This is a genomic window from Streptomyces sp. A0958, assembly GCF_004795035.1.
In the GTDB taxonomy this organism is placed as follows: domain Bacteria; phylum Actinomycetota; class Actinomycetes; order Streptomycetales; family Streptomycetaceae; genus Streptomyces.
The window spans coordinates 350842-367874 of sequence record NZ_SSBK01000003.1 but is presented as its reverse complement, the minus strand read 5'-3'; the positions used below and the strand labels follow the sequence as shown (position 1 = coordinate 367874).

Here is a 17033-nt window from a genome sequence, read left to right as displayed (position 1 = left end):
CGGGCCTTCGGTGCGTCCAGCCCAAGCCGCCGGTCCTTGAGGGCCGGGAACTGCTCCCGCGTCGCGGCGACCTTGGCCGGGTCGAACTCGACGGTCAGCACCTCCTCGTCCGCTCCCGCCTCGGCAAGCACCTCGCCCCACGGGTCGACGACGACGCTGTGCCCGGCCTGCTGGATACCGGCGTGGGTGCCGGCGGAGCCGACGGCCAGGACGTACGCCTGGTTCTCGACGGCCCGGGCGCGGGCGAGCAGGCTCCAGTGGGCGCGGCGGCGCTCCGGCCAGCCGGCCGCGACGACCAGGGTTTCGGCGCCGGCGTCGACCAGGCCCCGGAACATCTCCGGGAAGCGGAGGTCGTAGCAGGTGGCGAGGCCGAGGGTGGTCTGCGGGAGGGCGACGGTCACCAGATCCTCACCGGCGCCCATCATGACCGCCTCGCCCTGGTCGAAGCCGAAGCGGTGGACCTTGCGGTAGGCGGCGGCCCGTTCGCCCTCGGGCGTGAAGACGAGCGTGGTGTTGTAGAGGGTGCCGTCACCGGCCCGCTCCACGAAGGAGCCGGCGTGCAGCCAGACCCCGGCACCGGCGGCCGCCTCGGCCATGACCGCGTGCGTCGGGCCCGTCAGCGGTTCGGCCTCGTCCTCGAACGACTTGTACGCGAAGGCCCCCACCGGCCACAGCTCGGGGAGCACCACCAGGTCCGCGCCCCGCTGTTCCGCGACCAGGGAAGCGGCGCGTTCCCTGCGGGAACCGACGGGTTCGTCCGGGTCTACTGCGATCTGGATGAGGGAGGCGCGCACACTACCACCGTCCTGGCATTCGGGCCGTCAACACGGGCCTACGATCGTCACACGAAAGCACTGCCGGGGTGCCTGCTCGCAGCGTAACTTAGCCAACGAAGCCCATCGCCGCTCACAGCCCGCAGCCCGACCGTCCGCGCCCAGTTCTCCAGCCCATGCACCGCAGAACCGCACGAGGGGTCCCGTGACCGTCCATCCCAGCCTCCAGACCTACGCCGACGCCTGGACCCACTCCATCGAGTCGATAGTCGAGTTGGTGAGCCCGCTCACCGAGGGAGAGTGGAACGGCCGTACGCCCTGCCCCAACTGGTCGGTGCGCGACATCGTCTCGCACATCATCGGCATGGAGTGCGAACAGCTCGGCGACCCGCGTCCGATCCACACCCTGCCGCGCGATCTCTACCACGTACAGAGCGACTTCGCCCGCTACATGGAGATGCAGGTCGACGTCAGGCGCCACCACACCGCGCCGGAGATGACCTCCGAGCTGGAGTACACGATCATCCGCCGGGCCCGGCAGCTGCGCAACGAGACGCGTGATCCGGAGACCATGACACGGGCCCCGCTGGGTGCCGAGCAGACCCTTGAGACGGCGCTGCGGATGCGCGCGTTCGACGTCTGGGTGCACGAGCAGGATCTGCGTACGGCGCTGGGCAAGCCCGGCAACCTGGACTCCCCCGGCGCCGCTATCGCCCGCGACGTCCTGCTGATGGGGCTGCCGAAGGTGGTGGCCAAGAGCGCGGGCGCCCCGCCCAACTCGGCGGTGGTGCTGGACGTGCACGGTCCGGTGGAGTTCCTGCGCACGGTCCGGGTCGACGCCGAGGGCCGCGGTTCGGTGGACGGTGCTCCGTCGCTCGGCCCGGCCGCGACGCTGTCGATGGACTGGGAGACGTACGTCCGGCTGGCCTGCGGACGGGTGCGGGCGGGCGCGGTCGCGGACCGGGTCAAGACCGAGGGCGATCAGGACCTGGTGGCCGCCATCCTCCAGCACTTCGCACTCACCCCGTAGAACGAGGCAGTACACGGCGACAGCGGCGCCCGCCCCCGCAGGGGGGACGGGCGCGCCGCCATGTCCGGGGTGCTCACACGGGGACGTGCACGGCCTCCACGCGGCTGATCACGTGGTGCTCCCGCTCCCGGTGCGCGGCCTTCGCGCGCAGCCGCAGGATCTGGGCGACCCCGAGCGCTTCCAGGACGAAGACGGAGGCGAACGCGACGCGGTAGTTGTCGCCGGTCGCGTCCAGCAGCACACCGACGGCCAGCAGCGTGGTCATCGAGGCGACGAAGCCGCCCATGTTGACGATGCCGGACGCGGTGCCCTGGCGCTCGGGCGGGTTGGCCGGGCGGGAGAAGTCGAAGCCGATCATCGAGGCGGGCCCGCAGGCGCCGAGCACCACGCACAGGACGACCAGCAGCCACATCGGCGCGTGGTCCCCGGGGCGGAAGATGGCCGACGCCCACAGGACGGCCGTCGTCCCGACCGTGCCCAGCGCGAGGGGGATGCGGGCCGCGTGGTGCCGGGCGATGACCTGGCCGTAGACGAGCCCGACCGCCATGTTGGAGAGCACCACCAGGGTCAGCAGCTCGCCGGCGGTCCCCCGGCTCAGCCCCTGGTCCTCGACCAGGAACGGCATGCCCCACAGCAGCAGGAACACCATGGCCGGGAACTGCGTCGTGAAGTGCACCCACATCCCGAGCCGGGTGCCGGGCTCCCGCCAGGCGGCGGCGATCTGCTTGCGTACGTACGTCCCGCCGGCGTGCTGCGCGGGCTGCGGCTCGTGCCCCTCGGGGTGGTCCTTCAGGAAGAGCAGGAGCAGCACCAGCACCACGACCCCGGCCAGTGAGCTGCCGACGAAAGTGGTGGTCCAGCCGAAGCCGTGCAGGGCGCGGGCGATGACCAGCGTCGAGACGAGGTTGCCCGCCATGCCGAAGAGGGCGGCGACCTGCCCGATCAGCGGGCCGCGCCGGGCGGGGAACCAGCGCGCGCCCAGCCGCAGCACGCTGATGAACGTCATCGCGTCGCCGCAGCCCAGCAGCGCGCGGGAGGCGAGCGCGGTGCCGTACGAGGGGGAGAGCGCGAAGCCGAGCTGGCCGAGCGTGAACAGGACGGCCCCGAGGGCGAGGACCTTCTTCGTGCCGAGCCGGTCGACCATCAGGCCGACGGGTATCTGCATGCCCGCGTAGACCAGGAGCTGGAGGATGGAGAAGGTGGAGAGCGCCGAGGCGTTGACGTCGAACCGGTCGGCGGCGTCGAGTCCGGCGACGCCGAGGCTGGTGCGGAAGATGATGGCGACGAAGTAGACGGCGACACCGATGCCCCAGATCCGGGCGGCACGCCGGCCGCCGGGCGGGTCACCGGGCAGATGCAGGGTGGGTGCGGCGGCGGAACTCACCGGTCCTCACCCCGGACCAGCACCTTGACCCTGCTGACGTGGCGGCGCACGACCTGCGCGGCGCCTTCCGCGTCCCCGGCCCTGATCGCCTCCAGCAGCTCGCTGTGCTCCGCGATGTTGGCGGCGATCCTGCCGGGGTGGGCCTCCATGACGGCGACGCCCATCCGCAGCTGCCGGTCGCGCAGCTGGTCGTAGAGCCGGGACAGGATCTCGTTGCCCGCGTGGCGGACGATCTCGGCGTGGAAGCAGCGGTCCTTCACGGAGACGGCGGCCAGATCGCCCGCCTCCGAGAACTGCCGCTGCTCCTCCAGCAACCCTTCCAGCCGGCTGATGAGCTGCGTGGAGGCGGGCACGGCCTTGCGCGCGGCGAACTCCTCGACGAGCAGCCGGGTCTCCACCACGTCCGAGATCTCCTGGGCGGAGACGGCGAGGACCAGGGCGCCCTTCTTGGGGTAGAGCTTGATCAGCCCCTCGACCTCCAGCCGCAGCAGCGCCTCGCGCACCGGCGTACGCGAGACCCCCACGGCCTCCGCGAGGTCGCCTTCGGTCAGCAGCGTGCCGCCTTCGTAACGGCGGTCCAGGACCGCGTCCTTGACGTGTGTGTAGACGCGCTCGGCGGCCGGGGGCCGCTTCACGGGCGGGCGGGCGGGGGACGCGGCGGGTGCGGGGGCAGGCATGCACACAGCATAGATACAACCTGCACGCAAGCGGTCACCCGTCCCACGATGTGGGCGCAGACCTGTTCCGGCCCGAGCGCCGAGAGGCCCTGCGGCCGTACGCGGCGGCGGTCCGCGCGAACTCCGCGCCGAGCCGCCACCCTCCTACGTCGGCGGGGTGTCGTCCCCCACGAGTCGGAGCACGGGCCTCTGGGGTGCGAACTCGCCCAGGCCGAGCGCCGCCTCGCGCCAGTGCGCGGCCAGTTCGAGCAGCCGCTCGTCGTCCTGCCGGTAGGCGGGCGGCGGAACGTCCGGCACGGTCCGCCACAGGATCGTCGCGGCGAACCGGACGGCGTGCAGGGCGGCCGTCGTATGCGCCTCGACCCCGTTCTCGCCCAGTTGCCGCAGCACCTCCAGGCGCTCGGCGAGGGCGAGAAGCTCGCCGTACGCCCTGACGGACTCCTGCGCACGCACGACATCGTCCACGGTTACCTCCGGCCTCTGGGGCGCTCGGCGCACCTGTCGCTGCGGTGCGTCGGGCCGGCTCGCCGATCCCCGTGCCGGACCTCCCGCACAGGGCCTCGGATGTGACGCCGATGGTAGCCCCTGGCCACCGCACCCGACCGCCGAGCGGACTCCACAGGCCCGCCCCCGGCCCCGGATGTCGTAAAAAATCACCCCCCCGTGGACCACAACCATGGGGTGCGGTCATACGTCTTATCAGCGCAGCGGCACCCTCATGTGGCCGCATTCCAGGGGCATTTGGAGCGTTTAAGTTGAAACTCGGCATTAAGGGCATAAGGCGCGCTTCCGCAACCGCCACGGTGGCCCTCACGACGGGCGCCCTCCTCGCGGGCGGCGCGTTCGCCTCCACGGCGCAGGCCGCCACGCCGAAGGCGCCCTCGATCGTCGCCAAGGGCGGCTTCGTGATGAACAACGGCACCGGAAAGGCCCTGTTCACCAAGGCCGCGGACACCCGCCGCTCCACCGGTTCCACCACGAAGATCATGACCGCCCGGGTGGTGCTGGCCCAGAAGGGCCTGAACCTGGACTCCAAGGTCACGATCCAGAAGGCGTACAGCGACTACATCGTCTCCAAGGGCGCGTCCTCGGCCCGCCTGATCGTCGGCGACAAGGTCACCGTCCGTCAGCTGCTGTACGGCCTGATGCTGCCGTCGGGCTGCGACGCCGCGTACGCGCTGGCCGACAAGTTCGGCTCCGGCTCCACGCGCGCGGCGCGCGTGAAGTCGTTCATCGGCAAGATGAACAGCACCGCCAAGACGCTCGGCCTGAAGAACACGCACTTCGACTCGTTCGACGGCATAGGGAACGGGTCCAACTACTCGACCCCGCGCGACCTGACGAAGCTCGCGAGCAGCGCGATGAAGTACTCCGCGTTCCGCACGGTCGTGAAGACGAAGTCGACGAAGCAGAAGGTCACGACCAAGACCGGCGGCTACCGCTACATGTCGTGGACCAACACGAACAAGCTGCTCGGCACGTACAGCGGCGCGATCGGCGTGAAGACGGGCTCCGGCCCGGCGGCCAAGTACTGCCTGGTCTTCGCCGCGACCCGCAAGGGCAAGACGGTGATCGGTACGGTCCTGACGTCCACCTCGGAGGCGACCCGCACCGCGGACGCCAAGAAGCTGATGGACTACGGCTTCAAGAAGTAGGCCAGTGAGTTCGGTTGCACGAAGAAGGGGCCCCGCACGCCACGGCGTGCGGGGCCCGTTCGTTTCGCGCCTCAGCGCACGGAGGCGGCGTCGAAGACCACGATCCCGACGTTCGACGCCCCGTACGGGTACCCGTACTTGCAGCAGACGACCAGGGACTGCGCGTCGTCCAGGCACCGCCGGTCCCGGCTGTCGAGGGTGCCGGGTCCGTACGAAAACCAAGAAGCGCGTGGACGGCCCGGGCCCCGGCCCGACCAGCTCGGCCCCGAGTACGGAGGCCAGGGGCCGGGTCAGCTCGAACGGCTTGACCCGGCCCCCGAGAAAGGGGAACCCCATGGCCTTGCTGTCCCAGTAGACGAACGACAACCCACCCCCGAGCCCGAACAGCATGGGCTCGGAGAGGTCGATCCCCTCATGCCGCAGCAGAACCCCCAGCGCGGTCGTCTCGCAGTGCTGCGTTTCGCGTGCCTCGACGCCTTCCACATGACCATGCGGCACATCCTGCTAAGGGGCTGGGGTCGCAGAAGTGACGCCACCCGAGTTCACCGACTCCTGGCCGGCAGTCTCAGTCTGCTCTCCCGCCTCTTTCGCGCACGCCTCGCGGGCCCTCTTCTCGCGCCACGCGTTCCTCACGGCAACGGCGACCCCGCCCGCCGCCAACGTGCCCAGCGCCCCGGCCCCGGCGCCCATGCAATAGATCTTCGGCGCCGCCTTCGCGACGGCAGCCTTACCGATGACTGGCGCCGCCTTCGCGACGGCAGCCTTTCCGATGTTCTTGACCAGGTTATCGACGCCGCCCACTCGACTGGCAAGCACCACGATGTCCTGGTATTTCCCTAGGTTCCCCACCCTTGGCCCCCTCCGCTCATGCTCCGGCTTCCCCTCACCCGAGCAGCCGGGCACACCGGCAACTCGCCGGGAAACGTTACCGCCTGATGCCGAACGGGCCTACGCCGCAGAGGGTTTGACCGGCCCCCACCCCCGACTGTGATAGGGGTCGCCGGGGACAGCACCAGTTGCCCGCGACGTAATTGCCTGACTAAAGTCAGAGAATGGCAGCGGACCAGATCGAGCAAGTACGACGCTTCAACCGGACGGTCGCCGAGCGCGTGGGCGTCCTGCAGGACCACTACCTGGACGGCACGCGCCCCTACGGGCAGGCGCGGCTGCTCTGGCAGATCGGGGACGGGGAGACGCACGACGTGCGGAGCGTACGGGCCCGGCTCGGGCTCGACTCCGGGTACGCGAGCCGGCTCCTGCGGGCCCTGGAGCGTGACGGCCTCGTCGCCGTCGAGACCCACCCCGAGGACCGGCGGGTACGCACCGTGCGGCTGACCGACGCCGGGTGGCAGGAGCGGGCCATGCTCGACGCCCGTAGCGACGCGCTCGCCGCGTCCCTGCTCGACCCGCTCGACGCCCGGCAGCGGGACCGGCTGCTCGGCGCCATGGAAGAGGTCGAGCGGCTGCTGACCGCCTCCGTGGTCTCCCTGGACGTCCTCGACCCCGACCACCCGGACGCCATCCACTGCCTGCGCGGCTTCGCGGACGAGCTGGGCGCCCTCTTCGGCTTCGACCCGGCGAACAGCCTCCTGCCCGACCCGGGCGAACTCCGCAGCCCTCGCGGCCTCTTCCTCGTCGCCCGCCTGCACGGCGAACCGGTGGGCGCCGCCGGCCTCAAGCTGCCGGCCGACGCACCGGCGGAGATCAAACGCCTGTGGGTCTCCCCCCGCGCCCGGGGCCTCGGCCTGGCCAAGCGGCTCCTGACCACCCTCGAAGCGCACGCCGCCGGCCACGGCAGAGACCTGGTCCGGCTCGACACCAACAAGGCCCTGACAGCGGCCCTCCACCTCTACCGCACCAGCGGCTACACCGAGATTCCGGCCTTCAACGACGAGCCGTACGCCCACCACTGGTTCGAGAAGCGAATCGCGCGGGAGGCGTGAGGGGGAGGGGGCCACCCAAACCGCCGCTCGCAGCCATGGAAGGTAAAACGATGACGGGTGAAGCGAGCGCGATCGTTCTGAGCAAGCAGGACCTACGCGAGGTCACCGCGTTCGCCGCGATGTGCGCCGAAGCGGCGCTGGGGACGTTCGAGGCGGATCAGCCGGACGATTCACGGCCTCGCGACGCCGTCGAAGCCGCGTGGGCGTTCGCCCGGGGCGGCGAACGAGGAAAGGCCCTGCGCGATACGGCGTCGGCGGCCCTCAAGGCGGCGAAGGGTACGGACACCACGGCTGCCCGTGAGGCGGCTTGGGCGGCGATGTCGGCGGCAGCCGCCGCGTATCTGCACCCCTTGGCCAAGGCCACCCAGGTCAAGCACATCCTCGGAGCCGGTGCGCATGCGGCCCGAGCGGCCGAACTCGTCGCCGACGACGATCGAAGCGTGGGCTCCCGGCACCTGGAGCACGTGGTGCGACGCGCGACGCCGACCGCCGTCGACGTGCTCAAGCGCTTCCCGGCTGCGCCGGGTGGTGGCGGGCGGGTCGGCGAGCTGATCCGCGCACTGGACAGGGACCTGCGTGCGCTGACCTCTACGCGGTGACCGCCCCTACGCCTGGAGCAGGATCACCTGGAAGGCGTCCCACGCGGTGGGGGCGAGGACGACGACGGGACCGTCCGTCTGCTTGGAATCGCGTACGGCGACCGCGCCGGGGACGTTACGGGCGACCTCGACGCAGTCCTTCTCCAGGGTGCTGTAACTGGACTTGATGAACTGGAACTCAGACATACAACCCCCTCAGCCGTCGGCTCCCGCGCCGGACGGCTTGCTCAGCTCACGCTGAAAAGCGTCCCACGAGGCAGGGGCGACCACCAGTACGCCACCGGCTGTCCGCTTGGAGTCCCGCACGGCGACCGCGCCGGGGACGTTGCGCGCCACCTCGACGCACTCCTGCCCGGCGTTGCCTCCGCTGTAGCTGGACTTGACGAACTCGTACGCGGGCACGCGGTCTACAGCTCCTTGAAGATTCCGTCGATGAGCGCCAACGAGTTGCGCTGCGCGAGCGCGACTCGGGTCATGCGATCGAAGAGCCTGTCGTGACGCTCGGCATCAGTATCGCTCTCCAGCCAAAGAGTGGTCGAGGTGGTATCCATGTGGACCACGTCGAGCGCCCCAGGTTCGGCAAAGGACACGATGGTGAAAGCACTCGTCATGCCGGGGTGCGCGCCCGCGAGGTACGGCATGACCTGAAGCTTCACGTTTGGGCGCCGGGCCATGTCCAGCAGGTGACCAAGCTGCTCCCTCATCACTTGGCGGCCGCCGACGAGTTGGCGGAGGGCACTCTCCTGCACGAGCGCCCACAGCTCCAACGGGCGGTCGCCGGTCAGGCGGGCTTGTCGGGCCATACGCGCCTCGACGAAAGGCTCGATCTCGTCGGGGTCCTCCCAGGAGCCATTCCCCACCGCAAGCGCCCGTGCGTAGTCCGGCGTCTGCAATAGGCCCGGCACGATGGCGAGTTGCCAGGTACGGAGGCCCGTGGCGATGTCCTCCAACGCCACGTACTCGACCATCGCGTGGAGTCCCGGGTACTGGTTCCACCAGCCGCTCGCCTTGCGGCGCTCCCGATCTGCCTTGGCAAGCGCCAGCAGCCTGCCCAGCATGGCCTCGTCCGCCTCGCCGTAGAGGTGGCACAGGGCCCGGACGTCCGGGTCCCGGATCGGAACGAGCCCACGCTCGATCTTCGCGACCTTGGCAACCGACGCGGTGAGCGCCTCCGCAGCGTGCGACTGGCGCAACGAGCGCGCCTCCCGCATTCGCAGCAGTTCGCCACCCAGGCGGCGTCCGAGCACGGTCGAAACCGTACGCCCCCGATCCGGACTGTTACCCGCCACAGCCAACTCCCTCCCGCGCAGTCCGCACCAGTCTGAGACCCCGAACCATCGAACACCAATTAGGGCAGAAAATTCTCTGCGCGAATCACTTGCTGCCTCAGAGAAGGTTCCACTACTTTCAGTGGCACATCGATTACGCAGCGACTCGCGGCGGAAGCGCACCGCCCTGCCCAACCGCAACCGCAACCGCGCGCAGGCCCGGCACTGCCACCGCCGCCCACCACCCACCGCACCCGACCCCAGAAAGGCGCGCGACCATGACCGCAGCCCCCGAAGAGACGCCCGTCCCCGAGCCCCCGCTCCACGAGGACCGCCTCGACTACACGCCCACCGCACGCAGCGTCACCCTCGCCCGCAGGCGCGCCGCGCGACTCGTCACCGCCTGGGGGCACCCGCAGCGCGCCGGGGAGGTAGCCCTCCTGGTCAGCGAGTTGGCCACCAACGCCCTGCTGCACGGAAGCCTGCGCGGGCGGCTCTTCCGGGTGCATCTCACCCTCACCGCCGGCGCGCTCCGCATCGAGGTCACCGACCCCCGGGGCGAGCGGCTGCCCGGGCTCCGCTCAGCCGACAGCAACGAGTGCTACGGACGCGGGCTCCTCATCGTCGCCGCGGTCGCCGACCGCTGGGGCGTCGAGCCGCGCACCGTCGGGAAGACCGTGTTCGCGGAACTCACCCTCCGCCAATCGGGCATGTCGATGACCCCCGCAACCGCGCGGTGAAGTCCGCCCGAGCAACGTCGGCGGGGAGCCGGAAGCCAAGTGGGCGCGGTGGATGCGCCCGTGATGGCGTCAGGCCTCGTCCGCGTCCGCGTCCGCGCGATTCAGGGCTTCGGCGATCATCCGGACGGCGAACTCGCGGTCGTCGGCGATGCGGTTGATCTGCTCCGCGAGCAGGAACGCGGTGGCCTCCAGAGGAGTCATCTCCGCGATCGTCCAGTCTCCGTACTGCTTGCGCCACAGGTTGGGGCTCAGACCGGTGCCCGCGGCGACGACCAGGGCGGTCATGGTGGGAATGACCTCCCGGGGAACGCTCCTCGGCATCCTGCGCATCGAGGTCACGAAACCGGGCACCACGTACTCGATGACATCCTTGTCGTGCTCTTCGTGAGCCTTCCGCAGCCAGGTCATGAACATGTAGATGATCGTGCACGTGCCGTCGAGTACGTCATCGATTCCGCCGGGACCCAGGGAAGCGGTGAACTGCTCGATCAGCACCTTGTGCTCGGGATCGGTCCCGGCGCCGCCCTCGTAGACGCTCTTGAGCCGGGAGTCGATCATCAGGAGCGCCGCGTCCACGTCACCGGCGGGAGCGTGCTTGGGGTCGCAGGTCGAAGTCACGGCATTTCTCCCTCAGTTGACTGCGTTCAGTAGTGTCACGCGTCCTTACAGTAGTCGTCGTACGGGGCGGCGGTGCGGGTCCGCGAAAGTTGCGTCCGGGCCACCTCACACGCCCCGGACATGGCAAAGGGCCCGCGCAGACTTCACGCGGGCCCCTCACACACGTACCACCAAGGCGCCTACGCCCAGGTGATCAGCCGCTTCGGCTGCTCCAGGATCGCGGCGATGTCCGCCAGGAACCTGGAGCCCAGCTCGCCGTCGATCAGACGGTGGTCGAACGACAGGGCCAGCGTCGTCACCTGACGCGGCTTCACCTTGCCCTTGTGGACCCAGGGCTGGAGCTTGATCGCGCCGACCGCGAGGATCGCGGACTCGCCCGGGTTGAGGATCGGCGTACCGGTGTCGACGCCGAAGACGCCCACGTTGGTGATGGTCACCGTGCCGCCCGCCATCGCGGCCGGAGACGTCTTACCGTCGCGGGCCGTGGCGACCAGCTCGCCCAGGGACGCCGCCAGCTGCGGGAGCGTCCGGTCGTGCGCGTCCTTGATGTTCGGGACGATCAGGCCGCGCGGAGTGGCGGCGGCGATGCCCAGGTTCACGTAGTGCTTCTGGACGATCTCCTGGTTCGCCTCGTCCCAGACCGCGTTGACCCCGGGGTTCCGCTTGATCGCGACCAGGAGGGCCTTGGCGATGATGAGGAGCGGGTTGACCCTCACCCCCGCCATGTCCTTGTCCTCCTTCAGCTCCGCCACCAGCTTCATCGTGCGCGTCACGTCGACGGTCACGAACTCGGTGACGTGCGGAGCCGTGAACGCGCTGCCGACCATCGCCTGCGCGATGGCCTTGCGCACGCCCTTGACCGGGATACGGGTCTCCCGGGCGCCCACCTCGACGGGAGCGGCCGAAGGCACCGCGGCCTCCTGAGGTGCCGGAGGTGCGACGGAAGGCTCCGGCTCCACCACCGGGGCCGGCGTCGCCGCCGCGTGCACGTCCTCGCGGGTGATGACACCGCCGGCGCCGGTCGGGGTCACCGTCGCCAGGTCGATGCCCAGGTCCTTCGCGAGCTTGCGCACCGGCGGCTTGGCCAGCGGGCGGGCCTCCGGGACCGGGGCGGCGGTGCCCTGGCCGTTCAGCTCGCCCTGGACCGCGGCGGGCACGGCGGCCGGGGGTGCGGTCTCGGCGCCCTTGCGGGCCCGCCGCTTCGTGGAGGACTCGGCCACGCCGTAGCCCACCAGAACCGGCTGGCGGCCCTTCGGGGCCTCCTCGGCCTCGGGTTCCGGAGCCGGCTCGGGCGTCGCGGCGGGCGCCTCGGGCGCGGAACCCGGCGCCACGTCCACCGCGATGATCACCTGGCCGACGTCGACGGTGGTGCCCTCGGGGAAGCGCAGCTCGTGGACGACCCCGTCGAACGGGATCGGCAGCTCCACGGCCGCCTTCGCCGTCTCGACCTCGCAGACGACCTGGCCGTCGGTGACGGTGTCGCCGGGCTGGACGAACCACTTGAGGATCTCGGCCTCGGTCAGTCCCTCGCCCACGTCGGGCATCTTGAACTCACGGAAGCGTGCGGCGTTGGAAGTGTCGGTCATCGTAGTCACGCCCCTGTCCTCAGTACGCCAGCGAGCGGTCGACGGCGTCGAGCACGCGGTCGAGGCCCGGCAGGTACTCGTCCTCCAGCCGCGCCGGCGGGTACGGGACGTGGTAGCCGCCGACCCTCAGCACGGGCGCCTCCAGGTGGTAGAAGCACCGCTCCGTGATGCGGGCGGCGATCTCGGCACCGGAGCCGTAGAACACCGGCGCCTCGTGGACCACGACCAGCCGGCGGGTCTTCTCGACGGATGCCTGGATGGTGTCGAAGTCGATCGGGGACATCGAGCGCAGGTCCACGACCTCGATCGACTTGCCCTCCTCCTGGGCAGCCGCGGCGGCCTCCAGGCAGACCTTCACCATCGGGCCGTACGCGGCGAGCGTCAGGTCCGTGCCGGTGCGGGCGACGGACGCGGCGTGCAGCGCGCCGGGGATGGAATCGGTGTCGACCTCGCCCTTGTCCCAGTAGCGGCGCTTCGGCTCGAAGAAGATGACCGGGTCGTCGCTCTGGACGGCCTGCTGCATCATCCAGTACGCGTCCGACGCGTTGGACGGGGAGACCACCTTCAGCCCCGCGACGTGCGCGAACAGCGCCTCGGGCGACTCGCTGTGGTGCTCGACGGCGCCGATGCCGCCGCCGTAGGGAATCCGCACGACGACCGGGAGCTTGATCTTGCCGAGCGCGCGGGCGTGCATCTTCGCGAGCTGGGTGACGATCTGGTCGTACGCGGGGAAGACGAAGCCGTCGAACTGGATCTCCACGACGGGCCGGTAGCCGCGCAGGGCCAGGCCGATCGCCGTACCGACGATGCCGGACTCGGCGAGCGGGGTGTCGATGACCCGGTCCTCGCCGAAGTCCTTCTGGAGGCCGTCGGTGATCCGGAAGACCCCGCCCAGCTTGCCGACGTCCTCGCCCATGATGAGGACCTTGGGGTCGGTGTCGAGGGCCTTGCGCAGCGACTCGTTGAGCGCCTTCGCGATGGACATCTTTTCCACGGCCATGGCTACTTGCCCTCCTCGGCGAACGATGCCTGGTAGGCGGCGAACTCGGCGCGCTCCTCGTCCACGAGGGGGCTGCCGTCGGCATAGGCGTGGTCGAACAGCGCCATCCGGTCCGGGTCGGGCATGGCCCGTACCGCCTCGCGGACCCGCTTGCCCAGGGTCTCGCTCTCCTCTTCGAGGGCGGTGAAGAACGCCTCGTCGGCCGCGCCCTGCTTCTCCAGGTACGTGCGCAGGCGCAGGATCGGGTCCTTCGCCTCCCAGGACGCGCGCTCCTCGTCGGCCCGGTACTTCGTCGGGTCGTCGGAGGTGGTGTGCGCGCCCATGCGGTACGTGAACGCCTCGACCAGGGTCGGGCCCTCGCCGCGCCGGGCCCGCTCCAGGGCGGAACGGGTGACGGCCAGGCAGGCCAGGACGTCGTTGCCGTCGACCCGGACGCCGGGGAAGCCGAAGCCCTGGGCGCGCTGGTAGAGCGGGACGCGGGTCTGCTTCTCGGTGGGCTCGGAGATCGCCCACTGGTTGTTCTGGCAGAAGAAGACGACCGGGGCGTTGTACACCGCGGAGAAGGTGAACGCCTCCGCGACGTCGCCCTGGCTGGAGGCGCCGTCACCGAAGTACGCGATCACGGCCGAGTCCGCGCCGTCCTTGGCCACGCCCATGGCGTAACCGGTGGCGTGCAGGGTCTGCGAGCCGATGACGATGGTGTACAGGTGGAAGTTGTTGGTGTTCGGGTCCCAGCCGCCGTGGTTCACACCGCGGAACATCCCGAGCAGGTTGGTCGGGTCGACGCCCCGGCACCAGGCCACACCGTGCTCGCGGTAGGTCGGGAAGACGTAGTCGTCGTCGCGCAGGGCGCGGCCGGAGCCGATCTGGGCGGCCTCCTGGCCCAGCAGGGAGGCCCACAGGCCCAGCTCGCCCTGACGCTGGAGCGCGGTGGCCTCGGCGTCGAAGCGGCGGGTGAGGACCATGTCCCGGTACAGGCCGCGCAGCTCTTCCGCGGTCAGGTCGATCGAGTAGTCCGGGTGCTCGACGCGCTCGCCCTCGGGCGTCAGCAGCTGTACGAGTTCGGGTGCGGAACCCTTCGCGGGCGTTTTCGCGGCGCTGGTCCGCTTGCTGCTGCGTCGCGGTTTGCGCGCGGCAGCAGTGCTCTCCACGGTCACGTGCGTGCTCCTCCGTCGGTCCGGCCCCCGGGGTCTGCCGGGAGACCAGTGCGGCTCGCCTGTGTCCGTACCCGTGCACGGGGTGGGTGCCGCTCGGTCCGGGAACAGGCGTGACAGGTGCCCCGGCGAGCGCCCTGTTCAAGGCACGTTACCCAGTGGGTCCCGTAACTGCGAAACCCTTCCTGACCTGCGATTTTGCTTGGATATCCAAGTAAATCGAGGAATTCGGGGAGTCTCGCTGGTCACAGCACTGGTCACAGCCTCGCAGGCCGCCGGAACAACGGCACGTTATCCCGCGCGACACCGGCAGGGAAGGGGGGAGTGTGTGAGACTGCGTTTGTGAGCGAAGAAGGAAAAATCACCGTTTTTCTGCTCGACGACCACGAAGTGGTCCGCCGCGGAGTCCATGAGCTGCTGGCGATGGAGGACGACATCGAGGTGGTCGGTGAGGCCGGTACGGCGGCCGACGCGCTGGTGCGGATTCCGGCGGTCCGCCCCGATGTGGCCGTGCTCGACGTACGGCTGCCGGACGGCAGCGGCGTGGAGGTCTGCCGCGAGATCCGCTCCCAGGACGACTCCGTCAACTGCCTGATGCTGACCTCGTTCGCCGACGACGAGGCACTGTTCGACGCGATCATGGCGGGCGCCTCCGGCTACGTGCTCAAGGCGATCCGCGGCAACGAGCTGCTGACGGCCGTACGGGATGTGGCGGCCGGGAAGTCGCTGCTCGACCCGGTCGCGACCGCGCGCGTCCTGGAGCGGCTGCGCGACGGCAAGAAGGCGCAGGGGGACGAGAAGCTCGCGAACCTCACGGACCAGGAGCGCAAGATCCTCGATCTGATCGGCGAGGGCCTGACCAATCGGGTGATCGGTGAGCGGCTGCACCTCGCCGAGAAGACGATCAAGAACTACGTCTCCAGCCTGCTGTCCAAGCTGGGCATGGAGCGCCGCTCGCAGGCCGCCGCGTACGTCGCACGGCTCCAGGCGGAGAAGCGCTGAGGGACGGCCGCCCGCGCATCGCGCAGATCGGGACTTTGGTCCCGGCCACCCCGGGGCCCCGGCCTCTTATTCGCGCCCACACACAGGGCCGACAGTGGAAGACATGTCCCTTGAGGAACTACACGCGATCGACCTGCTCGGCCGGGTCCCCTACGGCCGGCTGGCGACCAGCATGCGGGCCCTCCCGTTCCTGACGGTGGCCCGGCACATCGTCATCGACGGCCGCGTCGTGCTGCGCCTGCACAGCGGCCTCGGCTGCCACGACGCCTGCGACGGCACGGTCGTGGCCTACGGTGCGGACAACTTCAACGCGGCGGCCTCCGCAGGCAGCGACGACCTGTGGTCCGTGCAGTTCACCGGGCCCGCGCGGATCATCGAGCCGACCTGCGCCCAGCGCGAGCGCTTCGGGCCGGTCCCCGTCGAGGTCAACGGCGAGCCGTTCGTACCGTCGTATCTCCGGCTCGAACCGCACTTCGTCACCGTGCACACTCTGGGCTTCGACGCAAGTCAGCAGATCCGCAACGCAGCGTGATCTAACATCTGACGCGTGTCGCGCTCATCTGTCGCCCTGCCGCCTGTTCCCCCGGTCGGTGAGGTGCTTCGCCGTTACCCGCACGCCGGTGAGCCGCTCACCTGCACCCCGCTCTCCCAGGGTCTGCTCAACCACGGTTACCGGGTGTCCACCACCCGGGGCCCGTACTTCCTCAAGCACCACCTGGACGACGCCACCCGCGACCGCGCCACCATCGTCCGCCAGCACCGCGCCACCCGGCGCCTCCAGTCACTCGGCGTGCCCGTCGCCCCGCCCATCGAGGCCGGCGACGGCGAGACCGTCACGGAGATCGCCGGCCGCTGCTACGCCCTGCACCCCTGGGTCGACGGCCTGCACCGGGGCGGCGCGCAGCTCACCCTCGCCCAGTCGATGCGTCTCGGGACGCTGCTCGGAGCCGTACACACGGGTCTTGAGCAGGTGATGGGGAGCGAGCGGGACACGGACACGGGCGGGGCCGGTGGGAGTCCGGCCGGGTACGCGAGTCCGGAGGCGGCCGACACCTTCGCGCTGATCGGCGACCTGCTGGCCGCCGCGCGCGGGCGCCGGACCCGGGACTCCTTCGACGAGCTGGCCGAACACCGGCTGCGGGAGCGGCGCACCCTGCTGGAACGGCACGCGGACCGCCGCCCGCCCGACCCCGGGGTGCCGGCGACCGGCTGGGTGCACGGCGACTTCCACCCGCTGAACGTGCTCTACCGGGGCGCCGATCCGGTGGCGATCCTCGACTGGGACCGCCTCGCGGTCCAGCCGCGCGCGGAGGAGGCGGTCCGGGCGGCGGCGATCTTCTTCGTCCAGCCGGCCGGCGCGCTGGACCTGGCGAAGGTACGGGTCTACGCCCGCGCCTACCGGCGGGCGGCCGGGGCCGACGCCGCCGAACTGGCCGCCGCGGTGCACCGGGTGTGGTGGGAACGGCTCAACGACTTCTGGATACTGCGCTGGCGCTACTGCCTGAACGACCGGAGGGCCGACCCGCAGTTCCCCGCGGTGTCGGCCCTGGCGGTCTGGTGGACCCGTGAGTACGAGGCGGTGCGCGCGGCCTTCACGGGGTGAC

20 protein-coding genes and 1 pseudogene are annotated in these 17033 nt (G+C 70.5%); 8 read left to right on the top strand and 13 right to left on the bottom strand.

All coding sequences use genetic code 11. From position 1 onward, the window contains the following. Positions 1-794: carbon-nitrogen family hydrolase (locus E6P78_RS05290; protein WP_136202285.1), on the bottom strand; the 794-nt coding region annotated here is incomplete at its 3' end. 184 nt (positions 795-978) lie between these two features. Here E6P78_RS05290 and E6P78_RS05285 point away from each other — a divergent pair. After that, positions 979-1803 (top strand): maleylpyruvate isomerase family mycothiol-dependent enzyme, encoded by an 825-nt coding sequence (locus E6P78_RS05285; protein ID WP_136202284.1) that lies wholly within the window; start codon positions 979-981, stop codon positions 1801-1803. A gap of 73 nt (positions 1804-1876) precedes the next feature. Here the strand turns inward: E6P78_RS05285 and E6P78_RS05280 are convergent, their stop codons facing one another. The 3 genes from E6P78_RS05280 to E6P78_RS05270 form a co-directional block, all read right to left on the bottom strand. Then, positions 1877-3187, bottom strand: a complete 1311-nt coding sequence (locus tag E6P78_RS05280) for an MFS transporter (RefSeq protein ID WP_136202283.1) — start codon at positions 3185-3187, stop codon at positions 1877-1879. After that, positions 3184-3864: a GntR family transcriptional regulator gene (locus E6P78_RS05275; RefSeq protein ID WP_136202282.1), complete on the bottom strand. Its 681-nt coding sequence runs from the start codon at positions 3862-3864 to the stop codon at positions 3184-3186. Before E6P78_RS05275 ends, E6P78_RS05280 begins: the two co-directional genes overlap by 4 nt. 144 nt (positions 3865-4008) lie before the next feature. Next, entirely contained in the window at positions 4009-4329 is a 321-nt protein-coding gene (locus E6P78_RS05270) for a hypothetical protein (protein ID WP_136202281.1), read from the bottom strand. A 290-nt stretch (positions 4330-4619) separates the two neighbouring features. On the opposite strand from E6P78_RS05270, the gene E6P78_RS05265 reads away from it, so the two are divergent. Beyond that, the gene (locus E6P78_RS05265; protein WP_206307723.1) at positions 4620-5519 is read left to right on the top strand and encodes a D-alanyl-D-alanine carboxypeptidase; all 900 of its coding nucleotides are present in this window, start codon (positions 4620-4622) and stop codon (positions 5517-5519) included. A 252-nt stretch (positions 5520-5771) separates the two neighbouring features. Here the strand turns inward: E6P78_RS05265 and E6P78_RS05260 are convergent. Together E6P78_RS05260 and E6P78_RS05255 are read right to left on the bottom strand one after the other, a co-directional pair. Further along, positions 5772-6002, bottom strand: a pseudogene (locus E6P78_RS05260) (BtrH N-terminal domain-containing protein); the annotation flags it as partial. Positions 6003-6023: 21 nt separating this feature from the next. Further along, positions 6024-6338: a hypothetical protein gene (locus E6P78_RS05255; RefSeq protein WP_136202279.1), complete on the bottom strand. Its 315-nt coding sequence runs from the start codon at positions 6336-6338 to the stop codon at positions 6024-6026. A 233-nt stretch (positions 6339-6571) separates the two neighbouring features. On the opposite strand from E6P78_RS05255, the gene E6P78_RS05250 reads away from it, so the two are divergent. Both E6P78_RS05250 and E6P78_RS05245 read left to right on the top strand, forming a co-directional pair. Then, positions 6572-7462: a helix-turn-helix domain-containing GNAT family N-acetyltransferase gene (locus tag E6P78_RS05250; protein ID WP_136202278.1), complete on the top strand. Its 891-nt coding sequence runs from the start codon at positions 6572-6574 to the stop codon at positions 7460-7462. A 50-nt stretch (positions 7463-7512) separates the two neighbouring features. Then, positions 7513-8061: a putative immunity protein gene (locus tag E6P78_RS05245; protein ID WP_136202277.1), complete on the top strand. Its 549-nt coding sequence runs from the start codon at positions 7513-7515 to the stop codon at positions 8059-8061. Between the two features lie 6 nt (positions 8062-8067). On the opposite strand, the gene E6P78_RS05240 is transcribed toward E6P78_RS05245, so the two are convergent. The 3 genes from E6P78_RS05240 to E6P78_RS05230 are packed head-to-tail and all read right to left on the bottom strand — an operon-like array spanning position 8068 to position 9350. Next, entirely contained in the window at positions 8068-8247 is a 180-nt protein-coding gene (locus E6P78_RS05240) for a DUF397 domain-containing protein (protein ID WP_136202276.1), read from the bottom strand. Between the two features lie 9 nt (positions 8248-8256). After that, entirely contained in the window at positions 8257-8463 is a 207-nt protein-coding gene (locus E6P78_RS05235; RefSeq protein ID WP_136202275.1) for a DUF397 domain-containing protein, read from the bottom strand. Between the two features lie 5 nt (positions 8464-8468). Then, positions 8469-9350: a helix-turn-helix transcriptional regulator gene (locus E6P78_RS05230; protein ID WP_136202274.1), complete on the bottom strand. Its 882-nt coding sequence runs from the start codon at positions 9348-9350 to the stop codon at positions 8469-8471. Between the two features lie 257 nt (positions 9351-9607). Here E6P78_RS05230 and E6P78_RS05225 point away from each other — a divergent pair, with 257 nt between their 5' ends. Continuing rightward, positions 9608-10069 carry an ATP-binding protein gene (locus E6P78_RS05225; RefSeq protein WP_136202273.1) on the top strand — a complete coding sequence of 154 codons (462 nt, stop codon included), beginning with the start codon at positions 9608-9610 and terminating at the stop codon, positions 10067-10069. A gap of 69 nt (positions 10070-10138) precedes the next feature. Here E6P78_RS05225 and E6P78_RS05220 read toward each other — a convergent pair whose 3' ends face one another. The 4 genes from E6P78_RS05220 to pdhA all read right to left on the bottom strand — a co-directional run bounded on the left by E6P78_RS05220 (position 10139) and on the right by pdhA (position 14430). Beyond that, positions 10139-10687, bottom strand: a complete 549-nt coding sequence (locus tag E6P78_RS05220) for a hypothetical protein (protein ID WP_136202272.1) — start codon at positions 10685-10687, stop codon at positions 10139-10141. Positions 10688-10866: 179 nt separating this feature from the next. Further along, the gene (locus tag E6P78_RS05215) at positions 10867-12282 is read right to left on the bottom strand and encodes a dihydrolipoamide acetyltransferase family protein (RefSeq protein ID WP_136202271.1); all 1416 of its coding nucleotides are present in this window, start codon (positions 12280-12282) and stop codon (positions 10867-10869) included. A gap of 10 nt (positions 12283-12292) precedes the next feature. Continuing rightward, a complete protein-coding gene (locus tag E6P78_RS05210) occupies positions 12293-13273 on the bottom strand; it encodes an alpha-ketoacid dehydrogenase subunit beta (protein ID WP_136202270.1) in 981 nt (326 codons plus the stop codon). A gap of 2 nt (positions 13274-13275) precedes the next feature. Beyond that, the gene (pdhA, locus tag E6P78_RS05205; RefSeq protein WP_136202269.1) at positions 13276-14430 is read right to left on the bottom strand and encodes a pyruvate dehydrogenase (acetyl-transferring) E1 component subunit alpha; all 1155 of its coding nucleotides are present in this window, start codon (positions 14428-14430) and stop codon (positions 13276-13278) included. Positions 14431-14769: 339 nt separating this feature from the next. Here pdhA and E6P78_RS05200 point away from each other — a divergent pair, with 339 nt between their 5' ends. The 3 genes from E6P78_RS05200 (at position 14770) to E6P78_RS05190 (ending at position 17032) form a co-directional block, all read left to right on the top strand. Further along, positions 14770-15429, top strand: a complete 660-nt coding sequence (locus E6P78_RS05200; RefSeq protein WP_136202268.1) for a response regulator transcription factor — start codon at positions 14770-14772, stop codon at positions 15427-15429. A 103-nt stretch (positions 15430-15532) separates the two neighbouring features. Continuing rightward, positions 15533-15961, top strand: a complete 429-nt coding sequence (locus tag E6P78_RS05195) for a pyridoxamine 5'-phosphate oxidase family protein (RefSeq protein WP_136202267.1) — start codon at positions 15533-15535, stop codon at positions 15959-15961. 63 nt (positions 15962-16024) lie between these two features. Continuing rightward, a complete protein-coding gene (locus E6P78_RS05190; protein ID WP_136202325.1) occupies positions 16025-17032 on the top strand; it encodes a phosphotransferase in 1008 nt (335 codons plus the stop codon). Position 17033 lies beyond the last annotated feature (1 nt).

What these genes read in the sequence shown, in the direction of transcription:
- E6P78_RS05240 (WP_136202276.1), bottom strand. Translation starts at nt 8,247, where the DNA reads ATGTCTGAGTTCCAGTTCATCAAGTCCAGTTACAGCACCCTGGAGAAG.
- E6P78_RS05210 (WP_136202270.1), bottom strand. Translation starts at nt 13,273, where the DNA reads ATGGCCGTGGAAAAGATGTCCATCGCGAAGGCGCTCAACGAGTCGCTG.
- E6P78_RS05245 (WP_136202277.1), top strand. Translation starts at nt 7,513, where the DNA reads ATGACGGGTGAAGCGAGCGCGATCGTTCTGAGCAAGCAGGACCTACGC.
- E6P78_RS05225 (WP_136202273.1), top strand. Translation starts at nt 9,608, where the DNA reads ATGACCGCAGCCCCCGAAGAGACGCCCGTCCCCGAGCCCCCGCTCCAC.
- E6P78_RS05195 (WP_136202267.1), top strand. Translation starts at nt 15,533, where the DNA reads ATGTCCCTTGAGGAACTACACGCGATCGACCTGCTCGGCCGGGTCCCC.
- E6P78_RS05250 (WP_136202278.1), top strand. Translation starts at nt 6,572, where the DNA reads ATGGCAGCGGACCAGATCGAGCAAGTACGACGCTTCAACCGGACGGTC.
- E6P78_RS05275 (WP_136202282.1), bottom strand. Translation starts at nt 3,864, where the DNA reads ATGCCTGCCCCCGCACCCGCCGCGTCCCCCGCCCGCCCGCCCGTGAAG.